The following is a 15,900-nucleotide window of genomic DNA, read 5'->3' as shown; positions in this document are numbered from 1 at the left end:
GCTATGTCAATTCTTTTTAATGCCCCAGAGAACATGGATATGAGGCCATTGCATACGGTTATCAGCAGTAAGCTGGCAGACATGGGAAACTGCATATAGAGGTTTAAGCCTTAAAGCGTCATATATTGCAGAAGCCCGTACTTCCGCTGTAAACTTCTCAAGGAAAATCCGGACAGCATCGTTAGAGCCACAAGTCATGAAATCAATGAAACCTTCAATCAATTCTTCATTGACATAGTAGAGCTGCCCTTGGAAAATATCATGGTAACGGCTGATACGGCCGTTCCATTCCGTCCGGATTTCTTCCCTGCGGTTCTTTGCGGAAGGAAACCTCTCGTAGCAGTCTATTCCATCATCGAGGAATATGTAATTACCGGAAACGTCCTCTTGCTTAGGACATTTGCATCTCAACAGATACCCGAAAAATCCTTTGTCCGGATGTACTATATCCACATATTGTGGTGCATTGAAATCTTTAATTCCGTTCATAATCATAAATTCAGTTGTTGATGGTTATAATGGGACGCACTTTATGCGCCTGCGTCTTGGGCGTTTCCTGCATGGCTCCGCTGGCTGTCGAGTAGAGCCATGCTTTGACCGTCTGCTGTCCTTCCACCTCCGTCGATGTCCAGTACCAGCACTCGTCGGCTTCGGTCGGAAGCGGGTCTCCGCCGCATTTCTCGATGACCGGATTGATAATGCCACGTGCCGCATACAGCAGGCGCATCTGAGCCACCGAGGGAACATAGGCGCTCTGCCCGTATTTCCACAGGGCAAAAACGGCTTCAGCCATCGGTGAGGCTGTCTCTTCTGTTTCATACAAGGCGAACGTGTTCTCATTCCCGTCGTATGCCGTGATGTCTGCTGACGTACCCTGCTCGACACCAAGGCTGTCGGCAAAAGCTTTCGGCGTCATATCCCACAGATAGACGGCATAGCCGTTTCCTTCCGTTTCCCCGTCGGAGCCGATATGGAAGACGACGGCAATCGCCTGTTCCTTGGATTGTTCGTACTCACTGTACGGTATTACTGTCCCGTCCACACAGAGGACGTGTACGGGATATTTTGTTTCTTCGGATTCTTCTATATGTGCGTCGCAGGCAGCCAACGCCCCGGTTATGAGGAGAACCGGCACTACCTGGCACGTTTTTCTGATAATGTTCTGTTTCATCTTTCCCTTATTTTATAGGTAGTTTAATACCGAGGGCAACCCCTGTACGCAGCACGTCGGCCCCCTTTATCATTACGTCTCCCTTGACTTGCCAGTATAGCGTCCAGCCCGCCCGCAACACATAGTTGTGCTCGTAGCCGAAATGCAGTCCTGCAAGGAACTTCTTCGTGTCGCTTCCGCCCGAAGCCCCGATTCGGAGGCTTCCGTAATGGTTGCGTCCCCTCGTGACGCAGGGTTTGTAAGCCACGCCGAAGCTGTAGGTGCGGTAGTTCCGCCAGAAAGATTTCGGGCATACATGCTTGCAGGATTCGCACTCTGCCCATTGCAGGTAGCCGTTGGCAAAGAACTCCCACGCATGGCGGTAGTTCATCTCGTGTTCGTAGGCCAGCGTCACGTCCAGCCCGTTCTTGTACAGCAGCCCCGCACCGAGTGAGAGGCGGCCGCTGCCTCGCTGTGCATACGCTCCTACGGCGAGGCACATGCAGGCAATCGTCAGGATAATCGTCTTTTTCATCGTCATTCCTCCTCCAGCAATGCCGCGCTGAACGAATCGGCTGACAGCACGTCCTCATAGTCGATATTCAGGCTGATGTTACGCCCGCTGATTTGTTTCTCCGTCATCTCGATGGTCAGCACCTTGTCGTTCGGGAACGTCATTTTCTTGACCACGACCACATTCCGGTAGCCGTGCCGGAACGTCTTGCCCGCCTCCAGCACCAGTGCCGGGGTCAGTTCGATGACCTGTGCGTTGGTCGCCTTGGTCAGTTTCTTGTCTGCCAGCTTCACCCGTATCTCGTCGATGTCGAAGCGGATGTTCGTCCGGTTCTCTATCGAGAAGTCGATGAAGAAATACTCACCCACGGAGTAGATGTTGTTCAGCCGCATGGTCATGCGATGTGCCTTGGTGGCGACGTTGCGGATCTTCGCGGGCGAGTTCCAGATACGCCGGGCGAAGCGTGTCATATCCACGGTGGACATCGAGACCGCCGGGTTGTGATAGGCGTTCCGTTCCTGCAACTGGATTTCCTTGTCAGTTACCGCCTCCCGCACCCGTGTGGTGTAGAGCAGCGCATACTGCGTGCGGTAGCGTTCCGTTACGATAGTCACGATGGCCAGCACCTCGCCGTCCTCGTGTCCGCCCTCTTTCGGTTTCAGGCGGACGATATTGTCTATCGGTTGGTCGCCGACAACCTTATCTGTGGAGATGTCCACGAAGCGTACCGGTTCCGAGGCCGTGATGACCGTCGTTACCTGTTCATTTACCGTAAGTTGTTCCATCTCCTCGTAGGTTCGTTGTGCCTGTACATTCGGCGTTCCCAGCAGCCCTGCCGCCAGAAGAAATGCCGTTACGATTCCTTTTTTGTCCATGTCATTGATTTATTGATTTTGTTTTTCTTCCCTTATCTCTTTTTCCTCTTGTACCTTGTTCCTGCATTCCAGTTCCTCCTGAATCCGCCGCTCGGCAATCTCGCAGTACGCCTGTTCGATTTCAAATCCGATGTAGTGCCGTCCCGTGCGGATAGCGGCCACGGCGGTTGTGCCTGACCCGATACAGTTATCCAGTACAACATCGCCTTCGTCGGTGTAGGTCCGTATCAGGTACTCCATCAACGCCACGGGCTTTTGTGTCGGGTGGTAGAACGCGCCTTTCTTGTGTTCCTTCGGCATGAAGATGACCGAGGTCGGATATTTGTCATCGGCTATGCGTACCGGTGAGAGTTTCATCGTTCCGTAACAACGGTTGGTAAATCCCTCCGTTTTACGCCTCCCGTGATTTCTCCGTTCCGGAGGACACGGTGTCATCTGCGGATGATAGGCCGGCTGTTTTTTATAGAATACCAGAATATCCTCGTGCTGCCGGAACGGCATACGTTTGGCATTGAGATGTCCCGTCACCCGATCTTTCTGCCACACGAGGTTGTACCGCCATAGCCGGGGTTGCGACAGCATGAGCCATGCGGAGAAAAGCCCCTGCCCGAACAGGATAATGGGGCTGTCCGGCTTGGTAATCCGCCGGTATTGCTCCCACAAGGCTGCTAACGGTATCTGGCGGTCCCAGTTCACCGACGGATTGCTGCGATTTAACACCCCGTAAGGTAGGTCGGCGATTATGGCGTCCACGCTACCATCCGCTATCTGTTTCATGCCCTCCATGCAGTCCATAAGGTAAATGCGATCCGTCTCTATCATATTGCGTCTGTTTTCGGTTCTACAATTTGCCGGGCGCTCATCCAGGTACAGCGTTCCGTCCGGGTTTTCCGGATTTCACACTCCCAGAGGGTATTCTTCTCCACATGTTTGAAATTGACCGCACCGTCTCTCGGCCCGTAAAAACCGGTATGCTTCTGGAAGGCGAATAAGGCAATCCTCCGCCCGTCCACTGCCTGAAAGTTGCATATCAGGGCGAATCGTACCCCTTTGTGCCACCATTCGGTACTTACGAGCTTCCCAACGAATGTTTCGGGCTTATCGGGAGCGATGTAGTCTTCGTAATAGAAGCCGTCCGTTCCCTTATGAAGTTTTGATATATCTGTTTCCATTGTCACTGACCTTTTAGTTCCTGTTTTCCCGTCCGTTCACCAGATACACAAACGTCCCGTATTTCAGCTTCACCTTGTTTTTCTTGATGGCCTTGCTGATGGCGTTACTCGTTTTCTGGTAGGCATTGTTCACCGCCTGCATACCCCATTGGGCGAGGCTGTTACCGTATCCGCTGGTATTCATGTTCATACTGCCCGACATGGCACTGCTCGCCACGTCCTTGCTTGTCTCGCGGAATTGGCTGATGGGTACGTAAAGTCCTTCCAGCCCGTCCGTATCGTAGATTGACAAGCTGACCTTGACCAGTTCGTCCTCCACCAATATGCTGTTGATGCTTCCTTTTACACGTCCGGAAGAGAAACCGCTGACTGTGGCATACAGGTAAGTACCACGCCTGACCACGCTCTCGTTGATTTCGATGTCGTCCAGCAGGCGCAGCCGCACACGCGAGCCGTCCACGGCCTTGATGTTTTCGTCGATGATCGCCTTGATGAGTTTCGGTTCCCGTGCATCTTTCGCCAGTGTGTTGAAGTAGTCCGAAGTCGTCTTTACCTTCTTCACCACCTCGCTTGCCTTGTCCGTCTCCGCAGGAGCTTTGACCGAACGGCTTTCCTCGTCGATGGTTCCCTTGGTCTGCGTCATCGTGTCCGGCGGAGCCACCGTTGCGGTGCTGTCCGTTGCGGACGGCATGACCTCCCGTTGTCCTCTCAACCTCGCTTCGGCGAGTGCTTTTTCCAGTTCTGCGAGAGCTTCCTGCTCCCGCCTCTTGGCATCGGCCGCTTCCGCTGCCAGATCTTTCTCCTTTTCCTGCCGGTCAAGCAGGGCGATATCCTCTTCGGTGTATTGCGATTCATATTCCTCTTGGTTATCGTCCGGTTCGTCCCGCTCGATGTTGTCCACAGCGGAATAATCTTGTATCTTGCCCCATGATTTGGCCATGTTCTCATACTTGCTGCCGATACCGTCGCCGCCCTTGATTTGGGCGTCCGGCAATTCGGGATTCAGGAACTCGGTCGTCTGGAGTGTCTTGTCCTGTACCTCGGCCTTCTCGGTATGGAACAGGTCGAAAATGAAGTACGACGTGCCGAGAAGGGGGATATAGAGGATAGCCGGAAGCATATACTTCGGCTGCCTGAAATTGATTCTCTTGAAGATATTGTTCATTGTTTCCCTTTAATTGAGTTGCACATACTTGCTTATAGTTCTCTCAAACGGCATATTCATAAGCCTGCCGTTCTATTCCGGCCTTTCCGTACCGCTTTCCTTCGTATCGAATCTTCGTACATGCGGTACGGAAAGCATCTTATGCCGTTCCCGGAGCACGGAATCCTGCATTTCCGTGGCCGTTCGGCGGACTGGATGATGGCAGTACACCACCGTCAGGCGGTAAATATTCCATGTCAGCCCGCAGATGGCGAAGCCGAATACGATGACGAGAAACAGCGTCCGGTGGGCGTTGGCGAAACCCTGTACTTTGGCCACTGCCTTGTCGATACGTGTCGCTTTGGCGAAGCGTCGCCCGGCATCCACGTCGCGTTCGTAGCGCTCCTTGTATTTCGGGTCGTTTTTGTCCGGCATCTTCTCGCCGAACAGCATACGTCTGAATCCTTTGATATTCATAGGGCTGGTAGAGTTAATAGTTGCTTTTTGTCTTTTGCTCGATGTCCTTGTTCAGCAGCGTGCGCCAGTTCACGATGAGCAGCCCGTGCGGGTTGTTCTCCGTCCGGGGTACACGCTTGAGCTGTCCCGCCGTAACCAGTTCGCGCATCAGGATATTGCTGCGCCGTTCGATACGCTGCCGCCCGTAGTAAGTGAACTCCATCTTCTCCTTGTTGAAGGTGATACTGTCGCAGAAAATCGAAAAGACGGCACTCGTTCCCAAGATGTTGGAATAGAAGCCTTTCTCCTTGAGCGTATTGTACTGCGCCAAGCCCGTTTCGTCCACTAAGTACATCGCTTTCTCCATCGTGTAGCGGATGTACTTGTCGTCGGGAGCAAGGGTAAAGAAGTAGTGGTGGAACATTTCGACATGGTTCTTGGCTTCCACGTCGAGCGTTTCCTCCATTGTCGTGCGGCGTACCAGTATGGGCACGTTGCCGTCCAGCACATACACTTTCTTTTGAGCGTCCGTAACCATCGTGCGGGCCGTCCAGATACTCGACACGCTGATGATGACGCAGCCCACAAGAAAGGCGGTGCAAATAATTCCGACCAGTTTGATTTTGTTCTCTAAATTCTTGATGACCATTTTGTTTGAATATTTATCGTTACTTTGTTATCTCATTACCGTACCCATTGCGCCTGTTGCCGTCATTTTAGCCTGCTGCGCCACGCCCTCGCCGAAGTTTCGGGTTGAGAACGCCGTGTCACCCTCCGGTATCATCCATGCCGCAAGGTCGGGGACGAGGTTCAGGCATTTCAGGGCCACGATGCTTGCCGCCATCAGATAGCCCGCCGAGAAGAAGGAGTTTTGCAGGTAAGCTGCCATCGTCTGCTCGCTTGTCGTTATCGCCGTCAGGTTCTCCACCTGTATGCAGAGCACGATGTCGAACAGCAGCAGTACGTAGAAGCCCACGAAGTAGAGCATCGCCCCGTAGAAATGCACCGTCAGATACCTCGTGAGCCACTTCGCCCATGCGCCTTCCCATTTGGGCAGGAGCGAAAACGCCCACTGGATAGGTCCGAAAATGGTGAGCATTCCCAAAAGAATTTGCTGGCAGTAAATCGTCGCCCACCAACCGATACGGAACACCACCAAGGCGATAAGTATGATGATTTTGTCTATTCCCACGATGACACCCGATGTCAGCGACGTGAACCACAGCTTCGCTGCATCCTTCTCCATGTTCGTAACCTCGTCCACGCCAGTTTGTTCCATCGTTGCCTCGATAAGGTTGGGATCGGACGTACCCGTGTGGGCGACATCGGCTTGTGCCTGCAGGGCAGTGTACATCGTGTCGCGCACGTAAATCAACTCCTGCACTTCCTCGAACTTGTCCGAGATTTGCGAGGCTTCGGCCTCGTACAGGTCATGTGTGTACGAACCGACGCAGTTCGGGATATAGGAGAGGAAATCTAAAAAGCACCAGTTGCTCCCGCTGTTTGCCATGCCCGTGTCTGCCGGAGGATACCACCAGCAGAGAATGAGCGACACGGCCAGCGGTCTGAAGAGCTTCATCACGTCCAAAGGCTCGTGCTTGACCATCATTTTGTACGCCATGCCTGCCGCCATGACGATAGCGAACAGGGCGGCCAGCGCCATGCACATCTGCAATATCCACCAAAATGGACCTTGCGAGCCGGTAAAGGTCGCGTCGGTCAGGAACTCGTTGGTCTGAAAAATCACGTCGTCGATCTCCTCTTCCAAGAGGTCGATACCGAAATCCGAAAGAATATTTCCGTCTGCCATAGGTTATATGCTTTTAGTTCCCTCTGTTTACCGTCTCGTCTCCGTCGCCCGTTCCAGTGCCGCCGTCCGACTGTGAACCTCGCACCGCAAGGCGCGATTCGTTCCAGCGGCTCATGGCGTTTCTGACGACGCTGCTTTTGTCCAAGGTTCGGTCGGCGGTTGCGTTCAGCAATCCGTCCGTGGCCGTGGCGTTCTGTCTTCGGGCAAGGTAGCCGACCAGAATCTCGTTCTGCCGTACCACGTCTTCGTAGATCCGCAGGTATTCTTTCTTTCGTTGCGCATTGGGCATATAAGCGTCCTTCGTTGCGTCGATGGCACACTGGTACACATGATAGTATTCCGTCCACCGCTCCTTGTCGTCCGTCGTGCCCCCGGCAAGGAGAATCCGGTCTATGTTGCGCTGAAACCGCTCCATTTGAGCGTTTATCTTATCGCCCTCGGCCAGCCATGCGAGGTCAATCTGCCGGTCGGCCACGTTCAGCGCCTCGATTTCGGCACGTTTGACCAGAGCCGAGTCAATGGCTTCCGCTTCATCTGTCTGATTGTAGAGATTGACACCCGCCAGCGTGCGGAACGACAGTTTGTTCTTGCTTGCCGCCGACTTCTTGTACTTGTTATGCAGCAGCGTGTAGTAAAGTTCGGGCGACAGAGCGCCCGTACCGGTTTCCATGACCGTAATCTGGTTCTGTTTCGGCGAGTCATGGTTGTAAGTAACCGACTGCGCCTTGACACCGCTCGTTGCAACTGCTGCAACCGCCATGAGTAAGAGAGTTCTGTTCATATTAATTTCCGGTTATTCATTATTTTACAGTTATTTATATCGTATAGTCATACTTTGAGGGCCTGCTTCAAAGCCGTAAATATTGGTACTCATTCCTGACTCGTTTCTCTCCCTGCGAGAAATGCGTCTCGTCTTTTTCAATGCAAATACATTTTCTATGCGTATAGATACAGGCAATTGCGGTGCTCATGCTCCCCGATGCAAAATCAAGGACAGTATCTCCTTCCTTTGTGTATGTTCTTATCAGATACTGCAATAATGCAATCGGCTTTTGGTTGACATGAATCGTTTTGCCTTCCGATTCCGCTGTTTTGAAGTATATCACACTTCGTGGATACCTTGTCCCTTTGTTTTCATTTCTGAATGTAGGATTGGGGACATTGTTTATTCCTGTCCAATTGCTTCCTCTCTTCGTGCGATTCCCGTAAGGCTCACCTTCCTCCATGATGGGATAATAAGGGGTTCTACCTTTACCAAAGACACTTATTAGCTCATGTGCTTTTAGAGGTTGTTTTTTAGCGAGAAGAAAATTGCTTGCTTTTGACTTTTCCCAAACCCAGTCATATTTAAATTCCTCTAAATTACCGCAGCGTAGAAGGCTGCTGAACGGTTCGCTGCCAAATAAGACCGTAGGTGCATTTTCTTTCCTGACTCTCCTGATCTCTTTCCACATTTCCGGGAATGGTATTATTTTATCCCACTGTGAAGCTGTGATTCCAAAGGGGGGATCACATAAAACCAAGTCGATACTTGATTCCGGAAGAAAAGGCATTACTTCAAGACAGTCGGCTTTATATAACGTAATGTCTTTTGCAAAAACAATCTTTTCCATTGCATCAATCTAAATGTCTCTTTATCCCTTGGTTATAATCCCAATAGGCTTGTTCGTACTAAAAATTCTTTCTCTGTTTTTATTTCCCGATGTCGATGGCATGGAAGTCAAACTCCAACCTGTAGATAGTCTGTCTTCTTTCCCTTTCATCGTTCATTAATAATCCAGCCGTCCCGCTTTGCGCCATCGTCCGAAAGCTCCGTCGATAATCTCCTTGACCTTGGGACGGTAAATCTTCGCTTTCCAGTAACCGATACGCACCTGTATGTACCGCCATGTCTCGATATACGCCCGGTTCAGGTGTCGCTCGATGTCGTCCAGCGACGTGTTCACCGCTTCCAGTACCAGCAGCAGGTCGGAGGTCGAGCAGGCCGCCGCCCCGGTGGCATACAGCACAAGGTCGCTCACCGACTTGTAGAGCTGCTCCCCGTCATTGGCGATGTCCCGTATTGCCTTTTCGTTGATGGCCAGTATCACGGCATCGCCGGGGTCGATGCGTCCCCGTTTCACGATTCTCTCGTTGAAGTCCTCCAACAGTTTCTTGTAATCGCCGATACGGTCGCTGACCGCCGTATAAGTGCTTTTCACGTTCAGTACCGTCCGCAAGGACTGGTACATCACGTCGATGACATCGAAGGCACGGGTGTAGCGATCCAAGTCCACATTCAGTTCCTTGTACTCGCCGATCTCCTTGCGGCTGTATTCGTGCAGCAGCTTGTTGCTGTATTCCAGCGTACTGCGGGCCAGCAGCAGGCTCCGCTGTTTCTTGTGGTCGTTGATGTAGGCTTCCACTGACACGATGTCGAAGGTCCATTGCGCCTTGGCGATGCCGGGCAGGAGAACCAGCAGCACGACTGTCATCAGCAGGGCACGTTTCATGGCCGCACCTCCTTTCCGCTGTCTTTGCCGTTTCCGTTCCGCAGGTTTCGCGCATTCTCCACCCAACGTTCGTGGCATTCCTCCACGAGCGTCAGCCTGCGTCCCTCGTCCATGTCCAGTTCGGGCAGCACATCCTTCAGCACGTCGATGATGCTCCGCTTATAGTGCATCATCTTTTCCAGCGACACGAGGTCTGCATATATTTTTGTAATCCGGGAATCCACTTCCCGTGCGATTTCGAGCCGGTCGCTCGACCACAGCAGATGGTACACCTCCCCGGTCGGAGTCTCTTCCAATGGCGGGGTACGGGCGTATTCCGTCGTGATCTTGCACGAAGGGTGTTCCCGTGCAATCTCCGCAATACGGTCGTTCACCAGTTTCGTTTTCTCCGCGTCCGACAGGTTCGGGTCGAGTGTCAGCACGTCGGCTACATACGTGTCGGTATATTCCGTGGTCAGTTCCCAACTGATCTGCACGATGGCACGGTGTATCTTGATACCGAGGAAATATTTCGGTTTGCGGGCTATCGAGACCGTCGCCTTGAACGTGATGACCCCGTTGATGTTCGGCATGGTCGCCTTACGGACATAGGTGTAGCCGTTCCACGCCCCGCCGTCCTGCCATGACAGGCTGTAAGCCGTCTTACAGTCCTGCATGATGGCCGGTATGCGGTAATAGTCGTCCGTTGCCACATCGTTATCGCCCGCCGCCTCGGCTTTTGCGTCGGTGTATTCCCGTTGTTTCTTCTGCCATTCGGACAGCTCGCTTTTCAGGCGGTCTATCTGTGTTTTGTTCGCATTGTACTGCTGTCGGTACACCGCCGCATCTTCCACGCTCGCCTCGGCGATTTTTTTCAGCAGGTCGGCATTCTCATTCTCCAACGCATTGATTTGCGACTGAAGGGCGGCCACCTGGTTCTCCGCCTCCTGCAGCATGGCGTCCAACTCGGACAAGTCCAATTCGTTCTCCGTAACCGTGGTCTGCATGGCACACTCCTTTGAATGGGCGTTCAGGGATTTGCCGCACTTTCTGCACTTGTACTGCGTCGTGCCCTGACCAAGCGTAGCCCCGTCCGAGCAGGTTACGCTGATGGTCACGCTCTCGCAGCCCTGCAACTTCGCAGCGTCCGTCGCCTGATAGTAGTTCCGCGCATCGGATGCGATATAGTAAGTATAACCCTCCTCGTTGTCGTTGAACTCCAAGAGGCGGGCATTGAGTTGCGCCTTGAACGTGTTCAGGTCCATCGAATAGGAATCGAACACCTCCTCGTAAATGATTTCCTCCCGGTTCCAGCTTTTCTTCACATGGATTTCATAGGCATAGGCTTTCTTCGTCTGTTTGCCGCCCCGACTGATGATGTAACCGTTCTGCCAGTAGTCGATGGTGTAGGTATAGCCGTCGTTCTGACTGTTGAGCAGCTGAACCCGGCTTCTCGACCAACCGGCGTACCGTTCCGAATTGGCGAGAACCTGCTCCCGTTGCGAGGCATTGGGATAGAAGCCGGGATCGGTCGTCTCGAAACGTGTCCACTCTCCGCCGTTCAATATGCTGTTGTCGTCCGTCGGCGGGTAGTAATCGCACAGGGCGATACTCCCTTGCTCGCGACGGGCGATATACCACCGTTGCGTGTAGTAGTTTCCCGCTGTCTTGTCCAGATAATCTGTCATCCACGAGGTAAGGTCGTAGTTGCTGAAATCGAACAGTCCCGCCACGTTGTCCTCTCCGCCCACCATATCAATCAGCAGACCTCCGAGGTCATGTTCCGCCTGCTCGAAGAGCGCACCGTAATGGTCATACAGGTCGATGACCTTGCTGACCCTGCCGCCCATCAGATCATGGAAAGAACTGGTCTGCAGCAGGACGTCACCGATATTTCCGATACCAGCCGAGGCGAGACCGACACCCATGTTGTAGAGGTTGTCGATGTCGTGTTGCAGGTTCTCTTTCGTAAAGTTACCCGGCACGCTGGCGAGATCGTCCAACATACGTTGCCAGTCGATGTCGCCCACTTCCGAGAGTTTCAGCAGAGGGGCGATGTTTCGGTTGATTTCCAGAAACACGATGTCCGAAAAGCCCAGCGTGCTGTTCGTCACCACACTCTCGAACTGCATACACAGACTTTTCGTCTCGTCGCAGATTTTCATCAGGTAGCTGCCCCAGTAGATAGCCGTTTGAGGCGAGCGGAGCATCAGTTTCGCCACCACCCATATCTTCGGCATGATTTTCTCCGAGACCATGCGGTAAATGCGGCGGTAGTAGTAATTTTCTGTACTGCTATTCCAGATACCGAGGTCGGAAAAGGCTTTATGCTCCAAGAACTTGGAGGCAAAAATCCCCGCCGTAGCCACTTCCGCCGCATTGTAGTGCTTGAGAATGTCATCGACCTGCTCCCGGTAATAGCTTTCCGCCACGGCTTCCGTACCGAAAGCGGTAGCCATTGCCGCCACCGTGCGTGCGTCGTAGTTCACGCTGTAATACTGCGCGTGGACCTGCTGCACAACGGCGAGCGACAGGAGTATAAGGATAAGTGACAGCCGTTTCATCATGGATTCCTCTCCGGTTAAAAACAGATATCCGTCAACGGTGCGTCATGCCTCTTAGTGCACGTATCAGTCCGTCGGCCTCATATACGGCGGAATTTGCCACCAGACGGTGATGTATGAATACCTCCTTGGCGATCTCGTACCTGCGTTGTTCCCACTTCGCCTCTTCTTCCTCGTCCTGTACGGAATTTTCTATGCCGGCGTATTCGTCCAGTTCCTTACCGAGCATCCCCAACCGGAGATTGTATCTTTCCAGAACATCCTCTATTTCCTCAATGCTTTTTCTTCCCATGTCGCGTACCCTTACCAAGTCCTTTCCGGGCCATTGGCACAAATCCCGGATGGTCTTGATGTCGAACTCACGGAATATCCGCTGGATACGGGCTTCATATTTGCTCCCGAACTCAAGTGTCTTTACACTTTGGCTAATGTCTATCTTTTCCATTTTTGTAATTAATGATTTGATTGTTATTGTTTTACATGAAGGTTCAATACCTGCCCGGCCTCGTTGACCTTTTGGGCGAACGGCAGGGACTTCCCGATACCGCTGGCGTTCCAGTCCCGGCAGTACGCCTCAATAGCTTCCTGATGACTGCACCGCAGTTCCCGTTTATAGAGTTTCAAGGCTTCTTTCTCCGCCCGCTCCGTGGTGTAGGTCATGTAACATTCTCTTGGTTCTTCTACACCGTACACGCCGCTGGTCGTTCCCCGGCGGATGAACACCTCGCGGAAGAAACTGCGCCCTTCCTTGTTTTCCAGCCGGTTGATGGTGAATATCTTCTTGCAGTCCACGTCAGTAAGGCCGAGGATAGCCTTGATTTCATCGAACCGCTCACGGAACTTGCTCTGGTCGAGCAGCATCACCACGTCCGAGTTGTTGATGATGGCTTCCTTGACGATAGGGCTGCCGATGATGTCCTGTATCTCCTGTGTCACCACGCCGACCGAAGCCCAGAACTTACGGGCCGTCTTGTACATAAACTTGATGTATTCGGCCATGAGCGGGCTGGCAATCGCCTTCCACGCTTCCTCTATGACCAGGACTTTGCGGTTCTTCTTGATACGCATCTTCTGTAAGAATACGTCCATGATAATCAGCGTGACAAGAGGGAACAGGAGAGGATCATCTTTTATACTGTCGATTTCGAAGACGATGAACGTCTCATCAAACAGTGAACTGTCCATGTTCTCGTTCAGCGTCTTTTCATGATTGCCTCCCCGGTAGAAGTCCTTCATCATGTAACGGTACGTCGAGATGTCGATGCCCGAAATGTGGTTCTCGGTACAGATGTCGGGGATGCGCTGCACGGAAAACTCATAGAACGAGTTGAACGACAGCTCTTCCACTTTTAGCTCCTTACGGCGGCGTTCCATCTCGTCGATCATGCGCTCGATACGCCCGGCCCGCTCTCCTTCGTCCTCGTCCCGCTTCTCGGTACGGTTACGGTCGTCGATGAGCAGCCCCTTACGCAAATCCTCCCGTTGCAGGGGCGTGAAGCCGTCGAAACCGTTGAAATAGGTGTCGTAATACTCCGTGATGACCTGTTCTATCAGGCGGTCCTCCGTCTTCGTGACCGTACCCTGCGAGCCTTTCCAGATGAGCAGTACGAGGTTTTTCAGGAAGCCCGTTTTCTCCACATTCATTTCAACCCGGTTGATGCGGAACGGGTTCATGGTAATCGGTCTTTCCTCGGTATAGGAAATGTACTTGCCGCCGAGGTATTCGCAAAGGCCCTCGTAGCTGTTACCCGTATCGACCATCACCACGTCTGTGCCCTGCTCGTACAACTGGCGCACGACAGAGTTCATGTGGAAGCTCTTGCCGCTGCCCGAAGGCCCTAAACAAAAGAAATTCGAGTTGTCCGTCAGTTTGTTTTTCCCTTCCTTTCCCGTGATGTCGATAGCTACCGGCACGCCTTGGCGGTCCGTGTAGTAAATTTTCAGCGGTGTTTCTTCGCTGTGCTGTATGTGCTCCTTATACATCAGGCACACCGCCGCGTCACCCAGCGTCAGGAAGCGGTCATAGTCCTCGTTCATGCCGTAGCAGTTACCCGGAAACGAGTTTACGAACAGTTCCAGCTGGTTGTACGCCCTTTTGGAAATATGGATACCCATACGTCCGAAAGCATTCTCCAAATGGTTCGTGCATTTTTGCAGGTCCGTACCAGTCGGTACGGCGACAATCAGGTTGAAATGAGTGTACACGAGCTGCTTGCTTTCCCGCGCGATGACCTCCTGTACCCGCTTGATGTCCTCCACGGCCATCTGGTTGCTCGGATTGGGAATACTGGCGTGCCGGTTCTTCTTTTTGTCCAGCAGGGCCAGTTCCCTTTTCTGATTGGGCAGGAAGACAATCTGGTTATAGATGACAGCCTCCGCACTCGGAATGCTGTCAATGGCAGCCAGCAGGTCCACGGGCATATCCGTGTTATTGACCTCTATATTGGTATAAGGTCTTATCAGTGAAGGCAGTGCGGCGCAGTCCACATCGACAAGACTATATACCTTGCAGCGTTTGTCGCCCATCGAGACTGTCTCGTCGTCTGCCTTGAAGTTGGTCATCGACACGATCCGGTCCTTGAAGTTCATGGCGAAATAGCGGTCCACGTATTCGCTCGCCTCGGCTTTGTTCAGGAACTTGGCCTGTACCCCGGCATCGTGCAGCTGGTCATGCACTTTGCGGATCTTGACCAGAAAATCGCGCCACTTCTTGTTGTCGAACGAGAACAGTCGGCTCTTCTTCGCCTCCTGTGTGATAGTCAGGTAACACACGCTGTCCGTGTAGTTGCGCCCCTTGAAGTAACGGAAGTAGGCCGACGAGAGGAACTCGTGTTTGTCGCCCGTCTCGTTCTCGAACTGTTTCCTGACGAAGATGTCCTGTTTGTGCAGGGCATATCCTTCGCCGAGCGTCTGTGCGAGGGCGGTGAAAAGGTGCGTGAACTCATAGTAGCTGTCAATGTTCGCGCAGTATTTTTGCACGGGGTTCTCTATTTTCAGGATAGCAGAATATTCGCCCGTCTTGGTATAGAGCACGCCCACGCCGTTCGTCTCTTCCACGGAAAAATAGATGTCCTGAAAGATACGCTTGCGCTTGCCTCCGGTACCGAACGCATAGACCGACAGGGCCATGCCGGCACACAAGGCGATAAAAAGTAGAATGATGTACAAAGTCATCTTAAAATACGATAAAAAAGGCCGGGCCGCCCGGATTTCAGGCGGCCGGCCCGCGTTCAACATTCAACAAGACCACACGTTGCCCGTGATGGTTTTTCTTTTCTTCTCACAGCTTCTTCGAGTGGGCGTAGATATACACCCCGCGCCCGTCTTTCTTGGTATGCAGCCCTTTCCGCTGTTTGAGCATGATAAGGGCGATACCCGTCGAGACGACCGCAACCAGCACGACCAGTCCGACCACGAACCCTGCGAGACAGTAGGCGATGATAAAGCCGACGATGGCTCCGCCGGCAACGCCTGCCGCCCAGTAGATATAGCGTCCCTGGATGCCCATGAACTCCAAAGGCCGTTGAAGACCTTTGAACAGCGGGTAGTCAGGGTAACGTTCGTCCTTGCCTTTCATCGTGCGGAAGGTTTATGCGCCGATACCGAAGAACATCGGAAGTGCTTGTGCGGCAGCGATTAAGAAAATACATGCGCCCACGACCATCATGATTTTCTTCTTCACGTCCTGTTCCTCGTTGTGTGGGCTAAGCACCCAGCGCCATACCCACCTTGCGGTGGGCGGTT

General features: G+C 52.8%; 18 protein-coding genes. All 18 read right to left on the bottom strand.

The window, feature by feature from the left end; all coding sequences use genetic code 11:
• Positions 1-6: 6 nt before the first annotated feature.
• Complete coding sequence (locus L0M98_RS03200) at positions 7-495, bottom strand: hypothetical protein (RefSeq protein WP_004289344.1); 489 nt, start codon at positions 493-495, stop codon at positions 7-9.
• Positions 496-499: 4 nt separating this feature from the next.
• A complete protein-coding gene (locus L0M98_RS03195; protein ID WP_004289343.1) occupies positions 500-1,171 on the bottom strand; it encodes a hypothetical protein in 672 nt (223 codons plus the stop codon).
• A 7-nt stretch (positions 1,172-1,178) separates the two neighbouring features.
• On the bottom strand, positions 1,179-1,691 hold the full coding sequence (locus L0M98_RS03190; RefSeq protein ID WP_004289342.1) for a hypothetical protein: 513 nt from the start codon (positions 1,689-1,691) through the stop codon (positions 1,179-1,181).
• Entirely contained in the window at positions 1,688-2,539 is an 852-nt protein-coding gene (gene traN / locus L0M98_RS03185; RefSeq protein WP_004289341.1) for a conjugative transposon protein TraN, read from the bottom strand. Before traN ends, L0M98_RS03190 begins: the two co-directional genes overlap by 4 nt.
• 9 nt (positions 2,540-2,548) lie before the next feature.
• On the bottom strand, positions 2,549-3,361 hold the full coding sequence (locus L0M98_RS03180) for a DNA-methyltransferase (protein ID WP_004289340.1): 813 nt from the start codon (positions 3,359-3,361) through the stop codon (positions 2,549-2,551).
• Positions 3,358-3,711 carry a hypothetical protein gene (locus L0M98_RS03175; protein ID WP_004289339.1) on the bottom strand — a complete coding sequence of 118 codons (354 nt, stop codon included), beginning with the start codon at positions 3,709-3,711 and terminating at the stop codon, positions 3,358-3,360. Before L0M98_RS03175 ends, L0M98_RS03180 begins: the two co-directional genes overlap by 4 nt.
• 13 nt (positions 3,712-3,724) lie before the next feature.
• Entirely contained in the window at positions 3,725-4,876 is a 1,152-nt protein-coding gene (gene traM / locus L0M98_RS03170) for a conjugative transposon protein TraM (RefSeq protein ID WP_004289338.1), read from the bottom strand.
• 72 nt (positions 4,877-4,948) lie between these two features.
• A complete protein-coding gene (locus L0M98_RS03165; protein WP_004289337.1) occupies positions 4,949-5,332 on the bottom strand; it encodes a hypothetical protein in 384 nt (127 codons plus the stop codon).
• Positions 5,333-5,345: 13 nt separating this feature from the next.
• Positions 5,346-5,960 (bottom strand): conjugative transposon protein TraK, encoded by a 615-nt coding sequence (gene traK, locus L0M98_RS03160; RefSeq protein WP_004289336.1) that lies wholly within the window; start codon positions 5,958-5,960, stop codon positions 5,346-5,348.
• A gap of 27 nt (positions 5,961-5,987) precedes the next feature.
• Complete coding sequence (locus L0M98_RS03155) at positions 5,988-7,121, bottom strand: membrane protein (RefSeq protein ID WP_008666798.1); 1,134 nt, start codon at positions 7,119-7,121, stop codon at positions 5,988-5,990.
• Between the two features lie 13 nt (positions 7,122-7,134).
• Positions 7,135-7,902 (bottom strand): DUF5045 domain-containing protein, encoded by a 768-nt coding sequence (locus L0M98_RS03150; RefSeq protein ID WP_004289333.1) that lies wholly within the window; start codon positions 7,900-7,902, stop codon positions 7,135-7,137.
• A gap of 67 nt (positions 7,903-7,969) precedes the next feature.
• Positions 7,970-8,734, bottom strand: coding sequence for a DNA-methyltransferase (locus L0M98_RS03145; protein ID WP_004289332.1), 765 nt, complete (start codon positions 8,732-8,734; stop codon positions 7,970-7,972).
• 156 nt (positions 8,735-8,890) lie between these two features.
• Positions 8,891-9,613 carry a hypothetical protein gene (locus L0M98_RS03140; RefSeq protein WP_004289331.1) on the bottom strand — a complete coding sequence of 241 codons (723 nt, stop codon included), beginning with the start codon at positions 9,611-9,613 and terminating at the stop codon, positions 8,891-8,893.
• Positions 9,610-12,156, bottom strand: a complete 2,547-nt coding sequence (locus L0M98_RS03135; RefSeq protein ID WP_005776136.1) for a hypothetical protein — start codon at positions 12,154-12,156, stop codon at positions 9,610-9,612. The genes L0M98_RS03140 and L0M98_RS03135 overlap by 4 nt, the downstream gene beginning before the upstream one ends.
• A gap of 34 nt (positions 12,157-12,190) precedes the next feature.
• Positions 12,191-12,601, bottom strand: a complete 411-nt coding sequence (locus L0M98_RS03130; RefSeq protein ID WP_004289328.1) for a DNA-directed RNA polymerase subunit alpha C-terminal domain-containing protein — start codon at positions 12,599-12,601, stop codon at positions 12,191-12,193.
• 23 nt (positions 12,602-12,624) lie between these two features.
• Positions 12,625-15,330, bottom strand: coding sequence for a TraG/VirB4 family ATPase (locus L0M98_RS03125; RefSeq protein ID WP_080546218.1), 2,706 nt, complete (start codon positions 15,328-15,330; stop codon positions 12,625-12,627).
• Positions 15,331-15,436: 106 nt separating this feature from the next.
• Entirely contained in the window at positions 15,437-15,733 is a 297-nt protein-coding gene (locus tag L0M98_RS03120; protein ID WP_004289326.1) for a DUF4133 domain-containing protein, read from the bottom strand.
• A gap of 12 nt (positions 15,734-15,745) precedes the next feature.
• A partial coding sequence (locus tag L0M98_RS22570) for a DUF4134 family protein (RefSeq protein ID WP_195580648.1) occupies positions 15,746-15,900 on the bottom strand: 155 nt, incomplete at its 5' end.

This window comes from Butyricimonas sp. DFI.6.44 (assembly GCF_022132345.1).
In the GTDB taxonomy this organism is placed as follows: Bacteria; Bacteroidota; Bacteroidia; order Bacteroidales; family Marinifilaceae; genus Butyricimonas; species Butyricimonas muris.
Note: the sequence above shows the minus strand (reverse complement) of the source record. Positions and strands in the feature narration are given on the sequence as shown.